We start from the raw sequence: 18,733 nt of genomic DNA on the forward strand, positions 1-18,733 counted from the left end.
TAGGCGGGGTTTTTACCCGCTTATCGGCTCCATCCTCTTGTCGGCTGCTGCCGATAATCGGTACCAGTGAAAACCGGGTCGCGACCCCGCGCCACCGTGCCGGAGAGGATCATGAACGTCAGACGCTATTTCGCCCAGACCGCCCGCGAGGCACTTCGCCAGCTCAAGGAGGAGCTGGGTGTCGATGCCATCGTGCTTTCCAATCGCGCCATGGATGGCGGGGTCGAGATCCTCGCCCTTCCGGCCGACGCGGTGGGGGCGCTGCAGCGTCCGTCGGAGCCTCGTCGCGCAGCGCCCGCACGTGCGGTCGAGCCGCAACCCGTGACCGAGCGACCTGCCGAGCCCGCCCGTAGCCAGGCCGCCGGTTACGATGCGGAAGAGGACTTCCGGGTGAGCCTCTCGCGCGCCGCCGCACGGCAGGGCTACACGGCGCCACGCGAGGCAGTGGTCCGCCCGAAGCCCTTCAGTCCGCCGCGCATCGAGATGTCGAACCCGCCGCCGCGGCGCGTCGATCATGCGCTGTTCACCGCTACCGCCGGGGCTGCCGAACGGGTGCCGGAGCGCGTCGAGCGTGCGCAGCGTCCGCCCGAGCCGCCGGCCGCACCGCGCCGCAACGTCGAGGATGAGGCCCGCATCCGCGCCCTGCAGGAGACCAATGAAAAGCTGATGTCCGAGATGTCGGGCATTCGCAGCATGCTTGAGCGTCAGCTCGCCGGCTTCGCCTGGGGCGAGAGCAGCCGCACGGCGCCGGCCCGTACGCGCCTGATCGCGGAGCTGCTCGAAGCCGGTTTTTCGTCTCAGCTGTCGCGCCGCATCGCCGACGAGGTGGCCGCCGATACGCCGGTGGAAGAGACCCGCACGCTGGCCAAGAGTCTGATCAACCGGCAGCTGCGCGCGCTCGCCTCGGATGCAGACATCATCGACCGGGGCGGCGTGTATGCGCTGGTCGGGCCGACCGGCGTCGGCAAGACCACCACCACCGCAAAGCTTGCTGCGCGCTGCGTGGTGCGGCACGGCGCCGACAAGCTTGCCCTGATCACCACCGACGGTTACCGGATCGGCGCGCACGAGCAGCTGCGCATCTATGGCCGCATCCTCGGCGTGCCGGTGTTCGTGGTGCGCGATGCGGCCGATCTGCGCCAGACCCTGGCCGAGCTGTCGGGGCGGCACATGGTGCTGATCGACACCGTTGGCATGGGCCAGCGCGATCGCATGGTGGCCGAGCAGGCGGCCATGCTGCTGGGCGCGGGGGCGGTGCGCCGCCTGCTGCTGCTCAACGCCACCAGCCGTGGCGACACGCTCGACGATGTGGTGCGGGCCTACGATGGCCCCGAACTGGCGGGCTGCATCTTCACCAAGGTGGATGAGGCGGTGTCGCTCGCGCCGGCAATGGACGTGGCCATCCGCCACCAGCTCGAACTCTTCTACGTGGGTAACGGCCAGCGGGTCCCGGAAGATCTGCACCTGCCCAATCGCGCCTATCTGCTGCACCGTGCGCTCAAGGAGCTGCCGGCCGATTCGCCGTGGCGGCTCGGGGCGGAAGAGGCGGGTCTGCTGATGGCGGCCGGGGCGGGGATCTGAGGTGCTGGACGGTCGCGAAGACCAGGCCGCCGGCCTGAGGCGTCTGTTCCGGCGGGCGCCACCGATTGTCGTCGCCTCGTTCGTGACCGGGCACGCGCGGGCGGAGATCGCCGGCGAGGCGCTGCGCAGGATGAGCCGGCAGGGGCGCGTCGCGGTACTCGACGAGGGACGCGGCGAAGCCAGCGTGGCGAGCGGGCTGGGTCTTGCCACGGAAGGCGATCTGCTCAACCTGATCGATGGGCGCACGGCGCTCGACAGCCTGCTGCGGGTCTCCCCGGAAGGCGTGCTGCATCTGCCGATGGCGGGCGCCGCGGTGGCGTTCGCGTTGCTCGAGGACGATTACCGGGAGCGCCTCATCACCGGCCTGCTCGCCCTGCAGCGCCGCTGCAGCCTGATGTTGATCAACGCTTCGCTGTCGGAGGCGCTGCCGCATTCACCTTTCGTGCAGGCCGCGCCGCGCCGCTTGCTGATGGTGGAGGCGAGCGGCCGCGGCGTGACCGATGCCTATGCCTGCATAAAGAGGCTCGCCGCGGCGGGGGCGGGTGATCTGCATGTGGCGGTGGCGCGGGCGCGCAGCCGCGCCGATGCGCACGCCCTGTTTTCCCAGCTCGATGGCCTGGTGCGCAATCACGTGGGACTGCCGCTGGCCTTCCTCGGCGAGGTGGAGCGGGATGACCTCGGGGCGGCGCTCGCAGGCGGGACCGCGGCGCGCAGCGATCAGGCCGCGGCCGCGGCTTTTCTGCGGCGGCTCGCCGGCTGGAGCCGTCCGACGCCGAGCGGTGCCTAGATGTCGCGTCGGGTAAGCGGGGAATTGGCGGGATAGTTCGGCCCTTATTGTCCGAATGCGATTGCCCCAAGGGGGCAGAATGGGTGACAAGGACCTTATGGGCTTAGCCAAACGCTGACGAACAGGCCACAGTATGTACACCGCATCAGGACACATGGACAGGGACGAGCTAGTCGTTCATTACGCCCCGCTGGTAAAACGGATCGCCTATCACCTGATGGCCAAGCTGCCGGCCAGCGTGCAGGTGGACGACATCATCCAGAACGGCATGATCGGCCTGCTCGATGCGATCGGCCGCTACGAGGAGGGCCTCGGTGCGCAGTTCGAGACCTACGCCGTGCAGCGCATACGCGGTTCGATGCTCGACGGCCTGCGCGAGAACGACTGGCTGCCGCGCTCGCTGCGTCGCGACATGCGCCGTATCGAGGGGGCGATTCACCAGCTCGAACAGGAGTACGGCCGCCAGCCCACCGAGAAGGAACTGGCTGACGCGCTCGACATGAGCCTCGCCGACTACCAGAAGATGCTGCAGGATGCCCGCGGACATCAGCTGATGTATCTCGAGGACTTCACCGACAGCGAGGATGACGACTATCTCGAACGTCATACGGTCGGAATATCGACCGACAATCCGCTCGAGCTGCTCATGGACCAGAACATGCGGGTCGTCCTGGTCAACGCCATCGAAGACCTGCCCGAGCGGGAGAAGATGGTGATGGGCATGTACTACGAGGAAGACCTCAACCTGCGCGAGATCGGCGAGGTGCTGGGGGTGTCGGAGTCGCGCGTGTGCCAGTTGCACAGCCAGGCGATCGCCCGTCTGCGCTCGCGCATCGCCGGGTCCCGCGAGCCCGACGAGAAGCGTCCCCGCCGGGGTCGTCCGCCACGTGCCGCGGCCAAGGCCTGAGCCCGTCGGTTGATCGGTCATGGACAGTATCAGCCTCATCGGTCTGGTCGTCGGCTTCTCGGCCATCGTGGTCGGGCAGGTGCTCGAGGGCGGGCATCTCGGCTCGCTGGTCCAGCCGACCGCCTTCATGATCGTGGTCGGCGGCACGCTCGGTGCCGTGATGCTGCAAAGCTGCACCGCGACCTTCCTGCGTGGCATGAAAATGGCCCGATGGGTCTTCGTCCCGCCGGCGATGTCGCATGAGCAACTCATCCAGCAAGTGGTGCTATGGAGCCACACTGCCCGCAAGGAGGGCCTGCTGGCGCTGGAAAACCTTATCCCCAACCTGCCTGACCCGTTCCTGCAGAAGGGGCTCCAGCTGCTGGTCGACGGTGTCGAACCGAATCGCCTGCGTGAAGTGCTGGAGGTCGAGATCGGGACCTGGGAAGGGCAGATGAAGCAGTCCGCCCGTGTCTGGGAGGGGGCGGGCGGTTATGCGCCGACGATCGGCATTCTCGGCGCGGTCCTCGGGCTCATCCATGTGATGGAGAATCTGTCCGATCCCGCCAAGCTGGGCAGCGGGATCGCCGTTGCCTTCGTCGCCACGATCTATGGTGTCGGCCTTGCCAACCTGGTTTTCCTGCCCATCGCCAAGAAGCTCATGGCGATCATCGGCAGCATGACGTCGCAGCGCGAGATGGTGGTCGACGGGCTTGAAGGCATCGCCAACGGCGACAACCCGCGGATCATCGAAAGCCGCCTGAGGGGCTACGTCGGCGATTGAAGGCGGCGAACTCCGGGCGGATCTGCCCGCACGGGGCTGACGTCACGACCCTGCCTCAAGTCGTTCCGCTTCGTGCCGTTACCCGTTGAAGACCGGGGGTCTGCGGATACGGCAGCCATACCGGATTGGGACGACGAAGGAGTGCGGCAGGATGGGGCGACGCAGGCGGGCCGAGGAGGAGCACGAGAACCACGAGCGCTGGCTGGTCTCCTACGCCGATTTCATCACCCTGCTGTTCGCATTCTTCGTGGTCATGTATTCGCTCTCGTCGGTCAACGAGGGCAAGTACCGGATCCTGTCCGATTCCATGGTGCAGGCCTTCCGCAGCATCAGCATCAATGCCGAAGGCGACCAGATCATCGTGCCTCCGGTGATTCCGATCATGCCGCCGAAGATGGCCACGCCGCCGAAACCGGCAAGCGATCCGGCCGCCGACCCCGCAGCCGAGGCCGAGCGCCAGGCGCTCTCCGCACGGATGAGGAGCATGGCCGAGGACATCAAGCGGGTCCTCGAACCCCTCTCCCGCGGCGGCCAGGTGAGTGTCACCGAGGGGGCGCACGGCATCACCGTCGAAATCAACGCCAGCGTCCTGTTCCCGATCGGCGAGGCGACGCTCGACGCCGAGGGCAGCAGGGCGCTCGCAGCCGTGGCCAGGGTGCTCGCTGGAGCGGATTTTCCGATCACGATCGAGGGGCACACCGATAACACGCCGATCAATACCTACCGCTTCCCGTCCAACTGGGAGCTTTCCGCGGTACGGGCGTCGAGCGTCGTGCGCCTTTTCGTCGATTCCGGCGTGGCGCCGGGCCGCCTGACCGCGGCGGGCTATGGCGACCAGCGCCCGCTGGCGGACAACAATACCGAGGAGGGCCGTGCACGCAACCGCCGGGTGACACTGCTCATCGAGTCGATGCTGGGTACCGAGGGGCCTCAGGGGGCGCCTGCCGCGGTGACTCGCACGACTGCCGCCTCGATCCTGCCTTCGGGAGGGGTCGTGCCGGTCGAACCGACGCTTCGGACGCCCAGATGAGCGGGCCGGCGTGAGGTGCGGACTCCAGCCGGCCGTATCCATTACCGAAGGCATCGCTGTGCATTTCCTTGAGCGGGGTGTTTCATGACTACGACGGATCTTTTTCACTGGTCTGACGACTTCAGCGTCGGCATCCAGGAAATCGACGAGCAGCACAAGGAGCTGGTCGATCTCCTGAACCAGCTGCATGTGGCGATTCACGAACATCACGGCAGCGAAACGTCGCGGAAGATCCTCGACGAGCTTGCCGACTACACGCGTACCCACTTTGCGGTGGAAGAGAGCCTCATGCGGGTGTCGAACTATCCCGAGTTTGCGGCTCACAAGCAGAACCACGAGGAACTCATCGGCCAGGTGATCGCCCTGCAGGAAAAGCTCGATACCGGCAAGGCCACGATCACCTTCGAACTGCTGCACTTTCTCAAGGTCTGGCTGACCCGCCACATCAACGAGGCCGACAAGCGCTTCGGTGCATACTTCATTACCACGGGCGCCTCGCCCAACTGGTCGCAGCACGTCGAAGAATCGATGACCAAGAAGAAGTGGTGGTGGAAGTTCTGGTAGCCACGGATATGGCGGCGCCGGGCAGGGAGGCTTCCGGGGGGCTATAAAGCAGCATGGAGTGTCAATCTGGCCGGGGGGACGCGATGGATCAGACGCGGGTCGCGCAGTTGCAGGCAATGGCCATATTCGGCGGCGTGCGTGGCGACGTCCTCGAGTTGCTCGATACCCAGTCGCGCGAGATGAGCCGTGAGGCAGGCGAATTCTTCGTGCGCGAAGGGGAGGCCGGTGACCTGCTCTACGTGCTGCTCGAGGGTCAGGTCGAGGTGATCAAGGCGTTCCCTTCGGGCCCGCGCAGGCTGCGCTGCCTGGGGCCGGGGGATTGTTTCGGCGAGATGGCGCTCATGGACATGTCGCGCCGCAGCGCCTCGGTGCGGGCGCTGAGCGCCTGCCGCGCGCTGGAAATTCCCGCTGCCGGGTTGTTGCGGGTCTATGAACGCGATGTCGAGCAGTTCGCCCTGCTCGAAATGAACATGGGCCGTGAAGTGAGCCGCCGGCTTCGGGAAACGGACGCACATCTCTTCGATCCGCCACACGGCGCCGAATGAAAAAAGGAGGCCCCGCAGGGCCTCCCTCCGATTGGCGGGCTTCCGCCTCAGTCAGGAATGCTGACCGCACCACGCTTGACGGTGATCCGGTCGCCGGCGGCCGGCGTGGCCGAGATCGGCGGCAGGTTCGCCAGGGTCAGCGCCGGGGCGGCACCGGGCAGACCGCCGCGCGGCGTGGTGCGCACCAGTTGCGAGGGCGGCAGTGCCTTTCCGCCGTGCAGGTGGTCCCACATCAGATCGAGCGCCCGCCCGCCATACACGTGCAGCGGAATGAAGCGGCTGTCGAAGCCCGCGAACGGCAGGAAGGCCTCGAAGTGCTGGCCATTGGTGACCTCGATGTAGCTCAGCTCGCTGGCGCGGCCCTCGGCCAGGCTGTTGGCACCGAGGTAAGGCCGCGAGGTGTGGTTCACCGGCACCAGCGCATCCGAGCGGCCATGCACGATCAGGGTCGGCTTGCCGTGCAGGTTGCCGCGCACGCTGGCCTCCGCGATGTTGGCCTGCACCTTGCGATCGTTGAGCAACTCGCGCAGGCAATGGGCTCCGTCGAAGTAGTAGTCGGCCTGACCGGTCGACGCCGAGACCGCCAGTGGTTCGCGGATCGGCCCGTTGGCCGCGTCCTCGGCCACCAGGTTGATGCCGGTCGATGGCGGTACGCCGTTGTTGAGTGCCCACAGGGTCGGCATCGGGCTCGCCGCCGGGGCTGCCGGCGCGCCGGTGACCGCGTCGGTGGTGGCCATCGAGTAGCCGCACAGGTTGTCACGCACATCGGCCTGCTTGAAGGCGTTGGCGTAGGTGACGCTGACTGCCGGCGATACCGCGAAGCCGTAGTGCGATGCATGCAGCAGCGCGCTTTCGGGCTCCCAGCCGAAGGTCTGGAGGCGGGACTTGGCGTCTTCGGACTGCTCGGCGACCGTGGCGCCGCTGATCATGCCCGCGCTCGCCAGTGCGGCACAGCGGTTCTGCGCAAAGGCCGGCACCACGAAGGAGACAAAGGGGCTGTCGGCGTTCGACGGCGCGATTGCCGCGCAGGGCTGCACCAGGTTGGCGTAGGTGATGTAGTCGTAGAGCGGCCGGCCCGGGTGCGACACCGCATTGCCGCCGCGCTCGACCGAGACCCTGCGGTTCGGCTTGAGGTTGATCTGCGGCTCGACCGCCACCACGCCGTCGATCACGCCCCAGACGTCTTCCTCCGCCGCGGCCAGCACCGCCCCGCCGCCGTTCGACACACTGGCCGCGATGACGGTGGTGTTCTCCGGGGTAATGGTGCGCTCGGTCTTGCCGTTGCGCGCCTTGTGGCCGAACTTCTCGTTGAGGACATAGAAGGCGTAGTCGATCGCGTAGAGCGTGGACCGGCCCCAGATGCGCTCCGGGTTGTCGCCCGAGTGGGCGTGCTTCATCGCGTAGCGGTGCGGATGATCGGCCAGATAGGCGGCGCGTTCGGCGGCCGACAGACCGGCGGAAAAGTAGGCATCCTTGCCGGCCGTCTCGCTGGTGGCCAGCGTGCCGTCGATCAGCGTGACCGTATCGGTGTCGAGTTCGTGACCGCCCGCGCCGGTGCCCTTGTCGGTGTAGGCGACCGCGCAGCCGCGCTTGAGCGCCCATTCACCGGTGGTGGCAATCGCACCGTAAACGCCGCGCGATCCGCTCGACGGGGCGGCAACGATGCACGGTTTGGCCGGATCGAAACTGTCAGGCAACTGCACCAGCAGGGTTACGTTGCGCACGCCGGAGACGTTCTTCGCGAAGGCGAGGTATTCGGTGCCCGGGATCATCCCTTCACCCAGCACGTCGTTGCCGGCGAGGTCGATGTTGGGGCCGTAGATCCGCCCGAAACCCCCGTTCGGGGTCATGTCGACCAGTGCCCGGTAGTTGGTGTGGATCACCAGCCGGCGCAGCTCGGCCGGGGTCGGCGCGGCAGGGTCGGCGATGGCGGGTGCGCTTGCCGAGGCGAGTCCGGTCTTGCCAAGGCCGGCCGTCAGAAGATCGTCGCTGCCGCGATGCTCGGTGGTGGTGATCGGGCCGAGCCACTCGGGGGCCGCATTGTAGCGGCCCTTGCCGCCGATGCAGCCGGCGAGCATGCCGCAGCCGAGCAATACCAGGGTGACGCGGCTGAGCCGCGTGGGGTGAAACGCCATATCTGTCTCCTCCTCGGGGTAAACCCGTATGGCCATGAGGTGCCTGTTTGCGTGGAAGCGGATTCCGGGCGCAATTGCAGGCGCAGGCCGCGCGGGTGTCCTCGCTTATGGGGTGGATGGAATGGGACAACCCGGATTGAGCCGTCTCGCCGGTAACTATAGTGTTTCTGCCAGAGGAAGCCATCATGCATATGCATGACCGCAGCCGACCGGAGAGGAACATGCACGCCACACAAGAAGCGCTGTTGGAGATCCTGGAGGCGTCGCGCTGCGCGCCGGAGCACTATCGCGAGGTGGCGCGGGGCTGGCTCGAGCGCGAGATCGGGTTCGACGGTTCGGTCTGGGGGCGCGGCCGTCGCGGCGCGGGCGGTGCCATCGAGATAGACGGCGCCGAACTCGTCGGTCGCTCGCAGGCGCTGCTCGACGGCTTTGCCTCGATTGCGGATCTCGACCCGGTAAGCCGGCGCTTCGGAACCGCTCCGCGACAGCTTCAGAACATCAGCGTCGAGCGCGACTACCGGGATCCCGGGATCCGCCCGGTGGCCGCCTATCTGCGCGGCCACCACATCGGCCAACTGATGCTGTGCGGTGCCCCCTGTGGTCCCGAGGGACAGCTCGCCTGGCTCACCCTGTACCGCGAGGACGAAGCACGCCCGTTCAGCGAGCGGGAGGCCGGGCTTGCCGCGTTCGCGCTGCCCTTCGTGCTGCTTGCCGAGGGCGTGCCCCCCGCCACCGCAAAGACTCGGGCACCCGAAGGCGGGGCCGATCAGCGGCTGACCCCGCGCGAGCATGAAGTGGCGCGCGCTTATGCGGGCGGTGGCGACTACAAATCGGTTGCGCGCGCGCTGGCGCTCTCGCCGGCGACGGTACGGAGTCACCTGCTGTCGATCTTCCGCAAGCTGTCGGTGCACAACAAGATCGAACTGCGTCGCCGGCTGCTGGGCGAGGGGTGAGCCGCCGCGCGGGCGCCGGGCCCGCGCGGGCGATGATTCGGGTCGCCTGAAGCACGTTGAAACCGACGTCGGCGGAGACTTGTTTTATGCTGTGAGCTTCAATGCCTCGGCATCGCCAGCCTGCGAAAAGACCTTTCGACTGGACCCTGCATGAATCTCAAGCCGCGTATTCTGATCTTGACCGCCTCGCTGGTGGTCGTTTCGGCAATTGCCGCGTGGGGGATGGTGAGGGAACTCGGTGAAGGGATCATTGAGGAATGGGCCCTGCGCCACGCCGAGAAGCAGGTGCTTTACGACAAGGCCCGCACCCTGCAGCCGGTCCTGCGCGAGATTGCGCTGGCCCGCCAGCTCGCCAATTCCCAGCAGATCCGCGAATGGACCCGCGATCCGGACAATCCTCAGCTCACCCGGCGGGCGATCGCCGAGATGGAGACCTTCCGGCTCAATTTTGCCGATCGCAACTATTTCATCGCTCTCCTTGGCAACGGTCGGTACTACTACAACAACGCCGAAGACGAGTTCGGCGGCAGGCAGTACCGCTATGCCCTCGATCCTGACAAGGCCGAAGACCGCTGGTTCTACGACATCATCCAGCAGCAGCGCGACATGCACATCAACGTCAATCCCGATGTCAATCTCGGGGTCACCAAGCTGTGGATCGATGTCCTGATACGCGACGGTCAGAAGATCGTCGGGGTCGCCGGAACCGGTCTCGACCTGACGCGGTTCATCCGCGAGGTGGTCGATAGCGGCCAGCCCGGCATCACCAGCCTGTTTGTCGATCACGGTGGCGCGATACAGGCCTATCGCGATCAGCGGATGATCGATTTCGCGAGCATTACCAAGAAGCCCGGGGAGCGGAACAGCCTTGATCTGCTGCTCGATCGCGACACGGACCGGCAGGCGGTCAAGGCCGCGATGAAAGAGCTCGAAACCTCGGGTGTCACGGTGGTGAGCCGGTTCGTGGAAGTGCAGGGCAAGCGCTATCTTGCCGGGGTTGCCTACCTGCCCGAGATCGACTGGTACGAGATCACGCTTCTCGACCTGGATACATTGCTGCCGATCAGCAGTTTCACCGGCATCCTCACGGTGTACGCACTGACGCTGCTTGGCGCGCTGGCGCTTTTCAATTTCGCGATGGGGCGTTTCGTGCTGGGGCCGCTGGCCGAGCTCGAAACGGCGGTGAGCAGGGTGCAGCTCGGCGAGTTTCCGCCCGAGTCGCTTTCGAGCGGGCGGACCGATGAGATCGGCCGCCTGATGCTGCATTTCAGGAGCATGGCGCAAAGCCTGCTTCAATCGAAGCAGGAACTCGAAAGCAAGGTCCGCGAACGTACCGAGGCACTCGATCGGCTGACCAAGATCGATCCGCTGACCGAGTTGCTGAACCGGCGCGGCATGTCCGGGCGCATCGACGAGGAGATAAGCCGCGCCGGCCGCGAGGACGGGCGGTTCGGCATCCTGTGGCTCGACATCGATGATTTCAAGGACATCAACGATCGGCACGGCCATGTGCTTGGCGACCTCGCGCTGAAAACCGTCGCGGAGATCATCCGTTCGGTCGTCCGGCCCTACGACAGCGCCGCGCGCTGGGGGGGCGACGAGTTCCTGGTGCTGGTGAGGGATTGCGACGAAGCGAGGTTGCGCGCGCTCGGGGAGCGCATCCGCCAGGCGATCGAAGCCTGCGACCGGCTGCGTGCGGCCGATGGCAGCGCGTTGCGGCTTGGGGCCAGCATCGGCGGTGCGCTCGGCGATGGCGGGCGGGACAGCGAGGCGGTCCTGCACGACGCCGACCGGGCGCTCTATGTCGCCAAGAACGCGGGGCGAAACCGGGTGGAGCTGGCGCCGCCCGCGGCTTGAACTGCTGCCGGTCGGTGGGCCGCGAAGCTGCCGGGTCCGGGGCCGACCGGGACCGCGCGCTGGAAACGTTCAGGCGGGAGAAAACGAGGCCGATGCCGCGTCAGGCCTGTCTGACGATATCGACCGAGATCTCGACCGCCGGAATCCGGCCCCGGTTCTCCAGCCAGTGCGTGGTGTTCCGGTCCTCGGGCCAGCCCACGCCCGGCCCGTAGTCCGTGGCGACGCCGTTGCGGTGGTCGGTGATCGTGCCTTCGAGGATGTAGACGGTGCCCGGTCTGTCCTTGTGGCTATGAACCGGGCCGAAGACGCCGCCGGGCTCGATCGTCACCATCCGCATCCGCAGCTGGCGCCCTTCCATGCCCTCGATCTCGGGGCCGAGGTCGAGGGCCGCCAGCAGCTTGACGGTCACGCCTTTCGTCTCGGGTATTGCCTGTTCGTCGTTCATCGTGCGCTCCTTCCCGTGTGTGCGGGGTTCGGCAAAAAGGGTTTATCCCTCGCGGCACGCTTGCGCATCGCGCCTTGAAGCGCATGTCGCGAGGGATGAGCCTTGTTGGGCCAACCCATCGGGAAGACGGTGACAAGGGAAATACTACGCTTGGCCACGGACCTGCGGCATCGCCACCTGAATCGTGCGCCTCCCGCAGCGCTCGCAACCTCAAGTTTCCGAATCCACCCGCCGTGAGCGGCGTGACGCGCCAGCCGGCCGGCGTCGAGGTTGCGTCGAAGGTTCGCCCCTGAAATTGACGGTGGGGCCATCGTGCGGGAGGGGCCAGCCGGAACGCCCGACCGCTCCGATCCAGTCCATGTGCGCGACGTACCGCCCTGCGGTGGCAGTTCCGGCAACTTGCGCCGCGCGACTGATGTTATATACAGTGCCTGCTGTCCCTTCCGAGCGCGTAAGGTTTCAATGAGTCTTTCCAAGCTGCTGGCCAACGGCCTTGCCTTCGTCGATATCGAGACTACCGGTGGCTCGTCGCAACGCGAATCGATCACCGAGATCGGCATTGTCGAGTTCGACGCTTCCGGCGTGCGCGAGTGGTCCAGTTTGGTCAGGCCGGCAGGGCGGATTCCCGAACATATCGAGCGGCTCACCGGCATCTCGAACGAGATGGTCGCGGCTGCGCCGACGTTTGCGGAGCTGGCCGACGAGGTTTTCGATCGGCTCGACGGACGGGTGTTCGTGGCCCATAACGCGCGTTTCGATCACGGGCACATCCGCGCGGCGCTGCGTCGCGCCGGCATGGATATCCGGCTCCGCGTGCTGTGCACCGTCAAGCTCTCGCGGCGGCTGTTTCCCGAGCACCGGCGGCACAACCTCGACGCGGTCGCGGCGCGATGCGCCCTGGCGGTGGCGGATCGCCATCGTGCGCTCGGCGATGCGCGCCTGCTCGTCGGCTTCTGGCAGTGGCTCGAGAAACACTGCCCGGCCGGGCAGGTCGAGCAGGCGGTGCGCGAGATCATCGGCCATCCGAGCCTGCCCTCGCATCTCGACGCGGCGCAGCTCGAAGGGCTGCCCGAGACCCCCGGCGTTTACCTCTTCTACGGCGAGGGCGGTTTGCCGCTCTATGTCGGCAAGAGCAAGCGCCTGCGCAGCCGGGTGCTTTCACACTTCTGCGCGGACCATCGCAGCGAGCGCGAACTGAGCCTGAGCCAGCAGGTGCGCCGTATCGACTGGATCGAGACCGCAGGCGAGTTCGCGGCCCTGGTCAGGGAAGCGCAGCTGATCAAGGCGCTGCAGCCAAGCCACAACCGCCAGCTGCGCCGCCATCGCGAGCTGTGCACCTGGCGCCTCGGCAGCGATCTGTTCGGCGCGCCGCAACTCGACCTGCTGCATGCCGCCGATCTCGAGTTCGGCCGGCGGGACGACCTCTTCGGTCTGTTCCGCAGTCGCCGTGCGGCCACGCTCGGGCTGCGCGGCCTGGCGCGCGAACACGGCCTGTGCCCGCCGCTGCTGGGGCTGGAAAGGCCGTGCTCCGGCCGGCGCTGCTTCAACCTGCAGCTCAAGCGCTGTGGCGGCGCGTGCGCGGGTATCGAGAAGCCTGCCGAACACGCCGGGCGCCTGCGGCAGGCGCTGGACGCGCTCAAGCTGGAAACCTGGCCGTGGCCCGGCGCGGTCGGTTTTCGCGAAGGGCGGACCCTGCACGTGGTCGACGGCTGGCGCTACCTCGGAAGCTGCGAGGACGAGGCTGCGCTGGCGCAGGTGCTCGAAGCAGGGCGGCCGGCCTTCGATCTCGACATCTATCGCCTGCTGCTGAAGACGGTGCCGAGGCTGGAGCCCATCGTGCTCTCGCGGTAGGTAGAGAGCTGTGTTGGCGTCGAGCGGCCTCGGAACAATCCGCGATGGCGTCTTGTTGCGAGGCACAATCGCACGGCACAATTCAGCCATCCCAACCCCTCGCGTATCCCATGAGCACCTCGCCAGACTCCGAATCGAAGCTGCTGCGCTGGCTGGGCGGCCCGCTCAGGCGGCTTGCCGCGCTGTTCGGCGACGCGTCGCAGACACCGCCCGCGGCCGTGCAGCCATCGGAAGATGCACCGGTGATGGCCGCCGACGTCGACGAGGCTGTCGCTGTGGCCTCGGGCGATACGGACGCACCGCCCATGGTGGAGCAGCCTGTAGCGGGTAGCGCGGAGGTTCCGGTTGCGGCAGCCGAGGTGGCCGTGCCCGATGAGCCGGGTGCCGAAACCGGAGCCGACTCGCGAGAAACCGTGAAAGCGGCCACGATGCCTGCCGAACCCGAACCCGAACCCGAACCCGAACCCGAACCCGAACCCGAACCCGAACCCGAACCCGAACCCGAACCCGAACCCGAACCCGAACCCGAACCCGAACCCCAGCCGGAGGCGCTGGCGGCGGCGCCCAAGCCCAGGCGAAAGCGCAAGGCAAAGCCGAAGCCGGCCGCAGAAGCCGCTGCGGTCGCGCCCGCGGCGGAGCAGGTGGTGGCGGTACCGGATGCCGAGGCCGAAGCCTTGCTGCAGAAGATCGCGGGGGTCGAGACCATGCTCGCGGAGTTGACCGCACGTCAGGCCGAGATGCAGCAGGTGCTGCTGGATTTCCAGGTGCAGCAATACCGCGTGCTCGGCGACGCGCTCGGCGAACTCCTGCGGCTGCGTCACGAATACGCGCTCAAGCTCGCCGAAAGTTCCGGCCTCGACGAGGACGCGCAGGCGGCGCGGCGTGCGGCCGAGGCACGCGAGGGCTTTGCCGGGACGCTGAATGATGCCGCGCAATCGGCGCCGGAACTCGACGAGGCAAGCCGCGACGAGCTCAAGCGGCTCTATCGTTCGGTAGCCATGCGCTGCCACCCGGACCGCGTCGGCGAAGCGCACAAGACCCGCGCCCACGAACACTTCCAGCGCGCCCAGAAGGCCTACCGCGAGCGCGACATCGCCGCGCTGAGTGCCTTGCTGCGCGAGATCGACGAGCAGGGTGCGCACACTCCGGCAGCATCCGCATCGGCCGGCGCCGCGGCGCTCAAGCGGACGCTCTCCGCCATGCGCGCCTCAGCAGCCGACCTGATCCTCGCCATCCAGACCCTGCAACTCGACGAGGACTACCGCCGTGCACAGCGTCGCGACGAATGGGAGGCCTATTTCGAGAGTGCCCGAGCCGGCTTCGCAATCGAATGCCAGGCGCTGCGCGAGGCGATCGATGGGCTGTGAATCTGGCGCCATCAAATCTTCTGGGGCCTTGACATGTATTGACCCAGCACGAGACCAACGTCGGCAGCGAAGGCGCTGACCATATGCAGTGGATTCGCGTCGGCTTTGGTGGTGCTACGTCGACTGGTCTTGCCGTCGATGGCCACCACCGCATCGGTGCCGAGCGTCGGAACCAGTTGTCCAACCCAACGCCGAAACGCGCCTTCGAATTCCCGTGGATCGAGTGCCGCGAACACTCTTCCGAACGTGTCGTGCGACGGGATGCCATGCTCAAGCACCAGAAACCCCCGCAGCCACTCGATACGCTCCTTGGCCGACGCCTCGATGTCGGAGAACTCGTCTGCGCTGCACAGCACCGCACACACCGCCACCGTGAGCAGTTCGGACAGGTCGTGCCTCACCTGGCGGGCGCTGCGCGGGTCGGAAATCGAGACGAACACCTGCGTGAGCGGCATCACTTCCCTCGTCGTCATGGGAGCCCCAAAAGACGAGGAAACTACACAATTTCAGGGGCCGTGAACAGCTGTCTCGTAAGCTCATGACTGTGAACGAAAATTCAGCGGTGGCTATGTCATGTAGGTGCGATAGCCCTGGGCCGGAAGGGAGGGTTTTTCTACAGCCTCAACGCTCAACGTGAGGGGCGCGGAAACTGGCGGCGAAGCACGCTGGAGAAGCGTTTCCCTAGAGGCATTTGCTAGCCTATCGGGTCCCCATTCAAGACTGATGCTGCGTCAGCTTTTCGGTCGTGACGCATGAGATATCTCGCAAATGCTTTTCGAATTGAAGCGTCAGATGGACGTTCATTATAGGCTTCTTTCCACAGCTCATACACACGTCCATTGGCGGCTTCTCGCCCACGTGAATATAGGAGTGTGGCCAAGTTATGCTTAACGTTTACGGATTCTTCATCGGGCGCCTGAAGCAGCTTCTCGTAAATCGTGATTGCTTCGGATCGCAACTTTTCGTTGCCGCTTCCTGCGAACGCATCAGCAAGCACTCGATCCAATGCCCTAGTCTCATCTCCGTCAATTTTGCTTCGCAGATTATCAATTAGCGCTTTCATCTCGTCGTACTTACCCGCCTTCTGGAGAACAAGCAATGCGGGAGCCGCTTGCACGAGAGAATCAAATTCTCCATCTCCAACTACATCTGCAATTATTTCATCTAAATTAAGCTGCCCGTCAGCCTTATTTTGAGCCGTTGTTAGGTACTGTGCTTTCAGTCCGCGTGTGCGCTCCTGACGTTCTGTTGTGCCCTCAAGTTCAGACAACATCGAACCAGCAATTTCAACCTTCTTCTGATCAGCTGTACGGTGATCCAATATGAAAGAAACATAACTTTGTCGATTGTTCACGTGAAGTGGGTCGCGCTCAATTGCAATGCGATAGAGTTCCTCAGCTAGATCATAGAATTTGCAACTCTCTGCTTCGATCGCACAGTTGCCGATTTCATTTGCATCGCCTCCCCCGGCTTTTGCCGCTGCAAGAGCCCTTTGCAGCCACTCAGCTGCCTTATGCATGTCGTTGCCAACACGTGACATCTCCGCCTGCAGGTGGGCAAGACCTAAATCGAATTCCTCAACGGGATATTGATCAGGAACTACGGCATTCCGTTTTCTTCTTTCATCGTCAGGCGGTATGCGCAGGTCCGCTGAGCTCAGAATAGTTGAAAGAACCTTTGATAGGTCTATCGAGAGCTTCTCCGCGCCATCAAAACTGTTTGAGTACCTAATATGCATGAAATCTTGAAGGTCGAATGGTACATCATCTGGAAATTGTGTAAGCAATATGACATTGTCCGAAATTGCGTGGGCGAGCCCAAGCTCATAAAACACGTTTGGGTTTCGCCCGGTCATGTCGACAATTATTATTCCAGACGCCGCAACCATGTCGTAAATTTTTCCCGTAATCTTCCCGGGGGTAACATCTTCATCCGCACGCGCGCACTTCAAGCCTTGGTCCGTGCAAACACGTTGTATCAAGCGATATATGGCGTTAAAATTCTCGGCGAACGGCATCATCACAAAACAACTAGTTGGATCCGGCTGCTTCGTTCGATTAGAAAAAATTCCAGTCATTTGTTTTCTTCCATGTTGTCAAGAATCGCCAATTAGTTTTGGGGTGACGTTTTTGCTGCGTAAAGCCGTTTCTGCTCCATAACATCGTCCGAAAAGGGGCGCCGAAACGTTCTTGTTAAAACGGAACGTGGCAATAATGCTATATGAAAAAATATTCAATAATCGGTGAAAAGCGTCACTGGCCAGCTGCCGCCGCTTGAATCGGCCAAGGCCACGACCGGTTACGCCAACGTATCCGCTACCTGAACTACAGCTTACGAATTGAATAGGCGTATGTCCATTGGGTTCACGCCTTCGTTCGTTACCACGATGTCCAGCATCCAATGAAAATGGGGATAGTGAGGCAGGGCTATCGCACCTTCATGTCATAGCCCCGAGCAACTCAGCGCGAAACTGATCAGAGGTGGCAGCCAACATGCGCTTTGTCTTGATGCTGCCTTTGCGTGATTTGTTCAGGCGCAGGAGGTTGATCACGATGTGTCGGACGATGGCGAGGTTATTGGCGGCGAAGCCCGTACGCACGGAGGACTGGTCGTCGTTGAACTGGACGTCGAGGCACCAATGAAGCCGGTTCTCCACTTCCCAGTGGCTACGCACCGCATGAGCAATGCGCTGGGCGTCCGCAGGCAGGGAACTGATGTAGTAGCGCCTCTCGCAACTGGTCTTGCTTCCGACTGTTCGTTCTCGCTCGACGATGGCAAAGCTCTTCAGGTCCGACCACTGCTCAGCCTTGTAGAGCCGATCCACGGCGTCGAATGCCCAGCAGCGGCGTACTTCGCGCCGCCCGTGGCCGTCGTCGGTGCTCTCACTCGTGGAAGTTGGCGTGAGCTTGCCGCCGACACCTGCCAGGGCGAGCAGGAAGGATTCGACCAACTTGGGGTGGTTGTCTTTCACGCACAGCACGTAGTCGGCGCCGCCTTTGCGGATCTGCCGAGCAATGCTGGTCTGGGCACCCATCGCGTCGATGGTGACGACACAGCCCTCCAGCGCCAGCGTTGCAAGCAACTCGGGAATCGCCGTGATTTCATTCGACTTCTCGGCCGTCGCTGTCTGACCCAGCACGAGACCAACGTCGGCAGCGAAGGCGCTGACCATATGCAGTGGATTCGCGTCGGCTTTGGTGGTGCTACGTCGACTGGTCTTGCCGTCGATGGCCACCACCGCATCGGTGCCGAGCGTCGGAACCAGTTGTCCAACCCAACGCCGAAACGCGCCTTCGAATTCCCGCGGATCGAGTGCCGCGAGCACTCTTCCGAACGTGTCGTGCGACGGGATGCCATGCTCAAGCACCAGAAACCCCCGCAGCCACTCGATACGCTCCTTGGCCGACGCCTCGATGTCGGAGAACTCGTCTGCGCTGCACAGCACCGCACACACCGCCACCGTGAGCAGTTCGGACAGGTCGTGCCTCACCTGGCGGGCGCTGCGCGGGTCGGAAATCGAGACGAACACCTGCGTGAGCGGCATCACTTCCCTCGTCGTCATGGGAGCCCCAAAAGACGAGGAAACTACACAATTTCAGGGGCCGTGAACAGCTGTCTCGTAAGCTCATGACTGTGAACGAAAATTCAGCGGTGGCTATGTCATGTAGGTGCGATAGCCCTGGATAGTGAGGTTGAATGTTAGGCCAAGGGGTACGAGCGTTGTGCGGTTGGAATCTAAATCCACCTTTTTCACACTTGTCGCCATTTCTGCATACCTACACGCCTAAATAATAGAAGTGATTGGGGGCACGGCAACCTAACAGGTTGATGCAAAACCCAGTGAACGAACTGGGCGGTGGTTTGTCATAAAAACGCTCCCAGAACTCTCTGCCTGAAAGCGATGCGCGGCCAACTCGACCCCCAGTCCTCGATGTTCCATTACTTCTC

The 18,733-nt window shown here is 64.4% G+C and carries 15 protein-coding genes and 1 pseudogene; 11 read left to right on the forward strand and 5 right to left on the reverse strand.

The annotated features are described in order from the left end of the window. Window positions 1-111: 111 nt before the first annotated feature. From flhF to GQB03_RS18265, 7 genes are all read left to right on the forward strand, one after another. Complete coding sequence (gene flhF / locus GQB03_RS18235) at window positions 112-1,581, forward strand: flagellar biosynthesis protein FlhF (protein WP_159692418.1); 1,470 nt, start codon at window positions 112-114, stop codon at window positions 1,579-1,581. Window position 1,582: 1 nt separating this feature from the next. Continuing rightward, window positions 1,583-2,368, forward strand: coding sequence for a MinD/ParA family ATP-binding protein (locus tag GQB03_RS18240; protein ID WP_159692420.1), 786 nt, complete (start codon window positions 1,583-1,585; stop codon window positions 2,366-2,368). 133 nt (window positions 2,369-2,501) lie between these two features. Further along, complete coding sequence (locus GQB03_RS18245) at window positions 2,502-3,275, forward strand: RNA polymerase sigma factor FliA (protein ID WP_159692422.1); 774 nt, start codon at window positions 2,502-2,504, stop codon at window positions 3,273-3,275. Between the two features lie 19 nt (window positions 3,276-3,294). Then, a complete protein-coding gene (locus GQB03_RS18250) occupies window positions 3,295-4,038 on the forward strand; it encodes a flagellar motor protein (protein WP_159692424.1) in 744 nt (247 codons plus the stop codon). A gap of 151 nt (window positions 4,039-4,189) precedes the next feature. Continuing rightward, window positions 4,190-5,068 (forward strand): flagellar motor protein MotD, encoded by an 879-nt coding sequence (motD, locus tag GQB03_RS18255; RefSeq protein ID WP_159692426.1) that lies wholly within the window; start codon window positions 4,190-4,192, stop codon window positions 5,066-5,068. Window positions 5,069-5,152: 84 nt separating this feature from the next. Then, window positions 5,153-5,632, forward strand: a complete 480-nt coding sequence (locus GQB03_RS18260) for a bacteriohemerythrin (RefSeq protein ID WP_159692428.1) — start codon at window positions 5,153-5,155, stop codon at window positions 5,630-5,632. 83 nt (window positions 5,633-5,715) lie between these two features. Further along, the gene (locus GQB03_RS18265; protein WP_159692430.1) at window positions 5,716-6,177 is read left to right on the forward strand and encodes a cyclic nucleotide-binding domain-containing protein; all 462 of its coding nucleotides are present in this window, start codon (window positions 5,716-5,718) and stop codon (window positions 6,175-6,177) included. Between the two features lie 47 nt (window positions 6,178-6,224). Here GQB03_RS18265 and GQB03_RS18270 read toward each other — a convergent pair whose 3' ends face one another. Continuing rightward, window positions 6,225-8,312: a 3-hydroxybutyrate oligomer hydrolase family protein gene (locus GQB03_RS18270; protein ID WP_159692432.1), complete on the reverse strand. Its 2,088-nt coding sequence runs from the start codon at window positions 8,310-8,312 to the stop codon at window positions 6,225-6,227. Window positions 8,313-8,533: 221 nt separating this feature from the next. On the opposite strand from GQB03_RS18270, the gene GQB03_RS23075 reads away from it, so the two are divergent. Further along, window positions 8,534-9,265 carry a helix-turn-helix transcriptional regulator gene (locus tag GQB03_RS23075; protein ID WP_200832293.1) on the forward strand — a complete coding sequence of 244 codons (732 nt, stop codon included), beginning with the start codon at window positions 8,534-8,536 and terminating at the stop codon, window positions 9,263-9,265. 150 nt (window positions 9,266-9,415) lie between these two features. Beyond that, window positions 9,416-11,122: a GGDEF domain-containing protein gene (locus GQB03_RS18280; RefSeq protein WP_159692434.1), complete on the forward strand. Its 1,707-nt coding sequence runs from the start codon at window positions 9,416-9,418 to the stop codon at window positions 11,120-11,122. Window positions 11,123-11,222: 100 nt separating this feature from the next. On the opposite strand, the gene GQB03_RS18285 is transcribed toward GQB03_RS18280, so the two are convergent. Then, window positions 11,223-11,567, reverse strand: a complete 345-nt coding sequence (locus GQB03_RS18285) for a cupin domain-containing protein (protein WP_159692436.1) — start codon at window positions 11,565-11,567, stop codon at window positions 11,223-11,225. Window positions 11,568-12,029: 462 nt separating this feature from the next. Between GQB03_RS18285 and GQB03_RS18290 the strand changes: the two genes are divergently transcribed. Together GQB03_RS18290 and GQB03_RS23080 are read left to right on the forward strand one after the other, a co-directional pair. Then, on the forward strand, window positions 12,030-13,418 hold the full coding sequence (locus tag GQB03_RS18290) for a 3'-5' exonuclease family protein (RefSeq protein WP_159692438.1): 1,389 nt from the start codon (window positions 12,030-12,032) through the stop codon (window positions 13,416-13,418). Window positions 13,419-13,528: 110 nt separating this feature from the next. Beyond that, entirely contained in the window at window positions 13,529-14,785 is a 1,257-nt protein-coding gene (locus tag GQB03_RS23080) for a J domain-containing protein (RefSeq protein WP_200832294.1), read from the forward strand. A gap of 38 nt (window positions 14,786-14,823) precedes the next feature. Here the strand turns inward: GQB03_RS23080 and GQB03_RS18305 are convergent. The 3 genes and pseudogenes from GQB03_RS18305 to GQB03_RS18315 all read right to left on the reverse strand — a co-directional run. Continuing rightward, window positions 14,824-15,258: pseudogene (locus tag GQB03_RS18305) on the reverse strand (ISAs1 family transposase); the annotation flags it as partial. Between the two features lie 221 nt (window positions 15,259-15,479). Continuing rightward, entirely contained in the window at window positions 15,480-16,862 is a 1,383-nt protein-coding gene (locus GQB03_RS18310) for a tetratricopeptide repeat protein (RefSeq protein WP_159692442.1), read from the reverse strand. A 360-nt stretch (window positions 16,863-17,222) separates the two neighbouring features. Further along, window positions 17,223-18,347: an ISAs1 family transposase gene (locus GQB03_RS18315; protein ID WP_159692444.1), complete on the reverse strand. Its 1,125-nt coding sequence runs from the start codon at window positions 18,345-18,347 to the stop codon at window positions 17,223-17,225. Window positions 18,348-18,733 lie beyond the last annotated feature (386 nt).

Origin of the sequence: Cognatazoarcus halotolerans (genome assembly GCF_009800965.1) — a bacterium.
Classification (GTDB): Bacteria; Pseudomonadota; Gammaproteobacteria; order Burkholderiales; family Rhodocyclaceae; genus Cognatazoarcus; species Cognatazoarcus halotolerans.

Bases quoted from the DNA above. Each gene is read 5' to 3' on its own strand.
- flhF (WP_159692418.1), top strand. From the start codon at position 112: ATGAACGTCAGACGCTATTTCGCCCAGACCGCCCGCGAGGCACTTCGC.
- GQB03_RS18245 (WP_159692422.1), top strand. From the start codon at position 2,502: ATGTACACCGCATCAGGACACATGGACAGGGACGAGCTAGTCGTTCAT.
- GQB03_RS18250 (WP_159692424.1), top strand. From the start codon at position 3,295: ATGGACAGTATCAGCCTCATCGGTCTGGTCGTCGGCTTCTCGGCCATC.
- motD (WP_159692426.1), top strand. From the start codon at position 4,190: ATGGGGCGACGCAGGCGGGCCGAGGAGGAGCACGAGAACCACGAGCGC.
- GQB03_RS18260 (WP_159692428.1), top strand. From the start codon at position 5,153: ATGACTACGACGGATCTTTTTCACTGGTCTGACGACTTCAGCGTCGGC.
- GQB03_RS18265 (WP_159692430.1), top strand. From the start codon at position 5,716: ATGGATCAGACGCGGGTCGCGCAGTTGCAGGCAATGGCCATATTCGGC.
- GQB03_RS18270 (WP_159692432.1), bottom strand. From the start codon at position 8,312: ATGGCGTTTCACCCCACGCGGCTCAGCCGCGTCACCCTGGTATTGCTC.
- GQB03_RS23075 (WP_200832293.1), top strand. From the start codon at position 8,534: ATGCACGCCACACAAGAAGCGCTGTTGGAGATCCTGGAGGCGTCGCGC.
- GQB03_RS18280 (WP_159692434.1), top strand. From the start codon at position 9,416: ATGAATCTCAAGCCGCGTATTCTGATCTTGACCGCCTCGCTGGTGGTC.
- GQB03_RS18285 (WP_159692436.1), bottom strand. From the start codon at position 11,567: ATGAACGACGAACAGGCAATACCCGAGACGAAAGGCGTGACCGTCAAG.
- GQB03_RS18290 (WP_159692438.1), top strand. From the start codon at position 12,030: ATGAGTCTTTCCAAGCTGCTGGCCAACGGCCTTGCCTTCGTCGATATC.
- GQB03_RS23080 (WP_200832294.1), top strand. From the start codon at position 13,529: ATGAGCACCTCGCCAGACTCCGAATCGAAGCTGCTGCGCTGGCTGGGC.
- GQB03_RS18310 (WP_159692442.1), bottom strand. From the start codon at position 16,862: ATGACTGGAATTTTTTCTAATCGAACGAAGCAGCCGGATCCAACTAGT.
- GQB03_RS18315 (WP_159692444.1), bottom strand. From the start codon at position 18,347: ATGACGACGAGGGAAGTGATGCCGCTCACGCAGGTGTTCGTCTCGATT.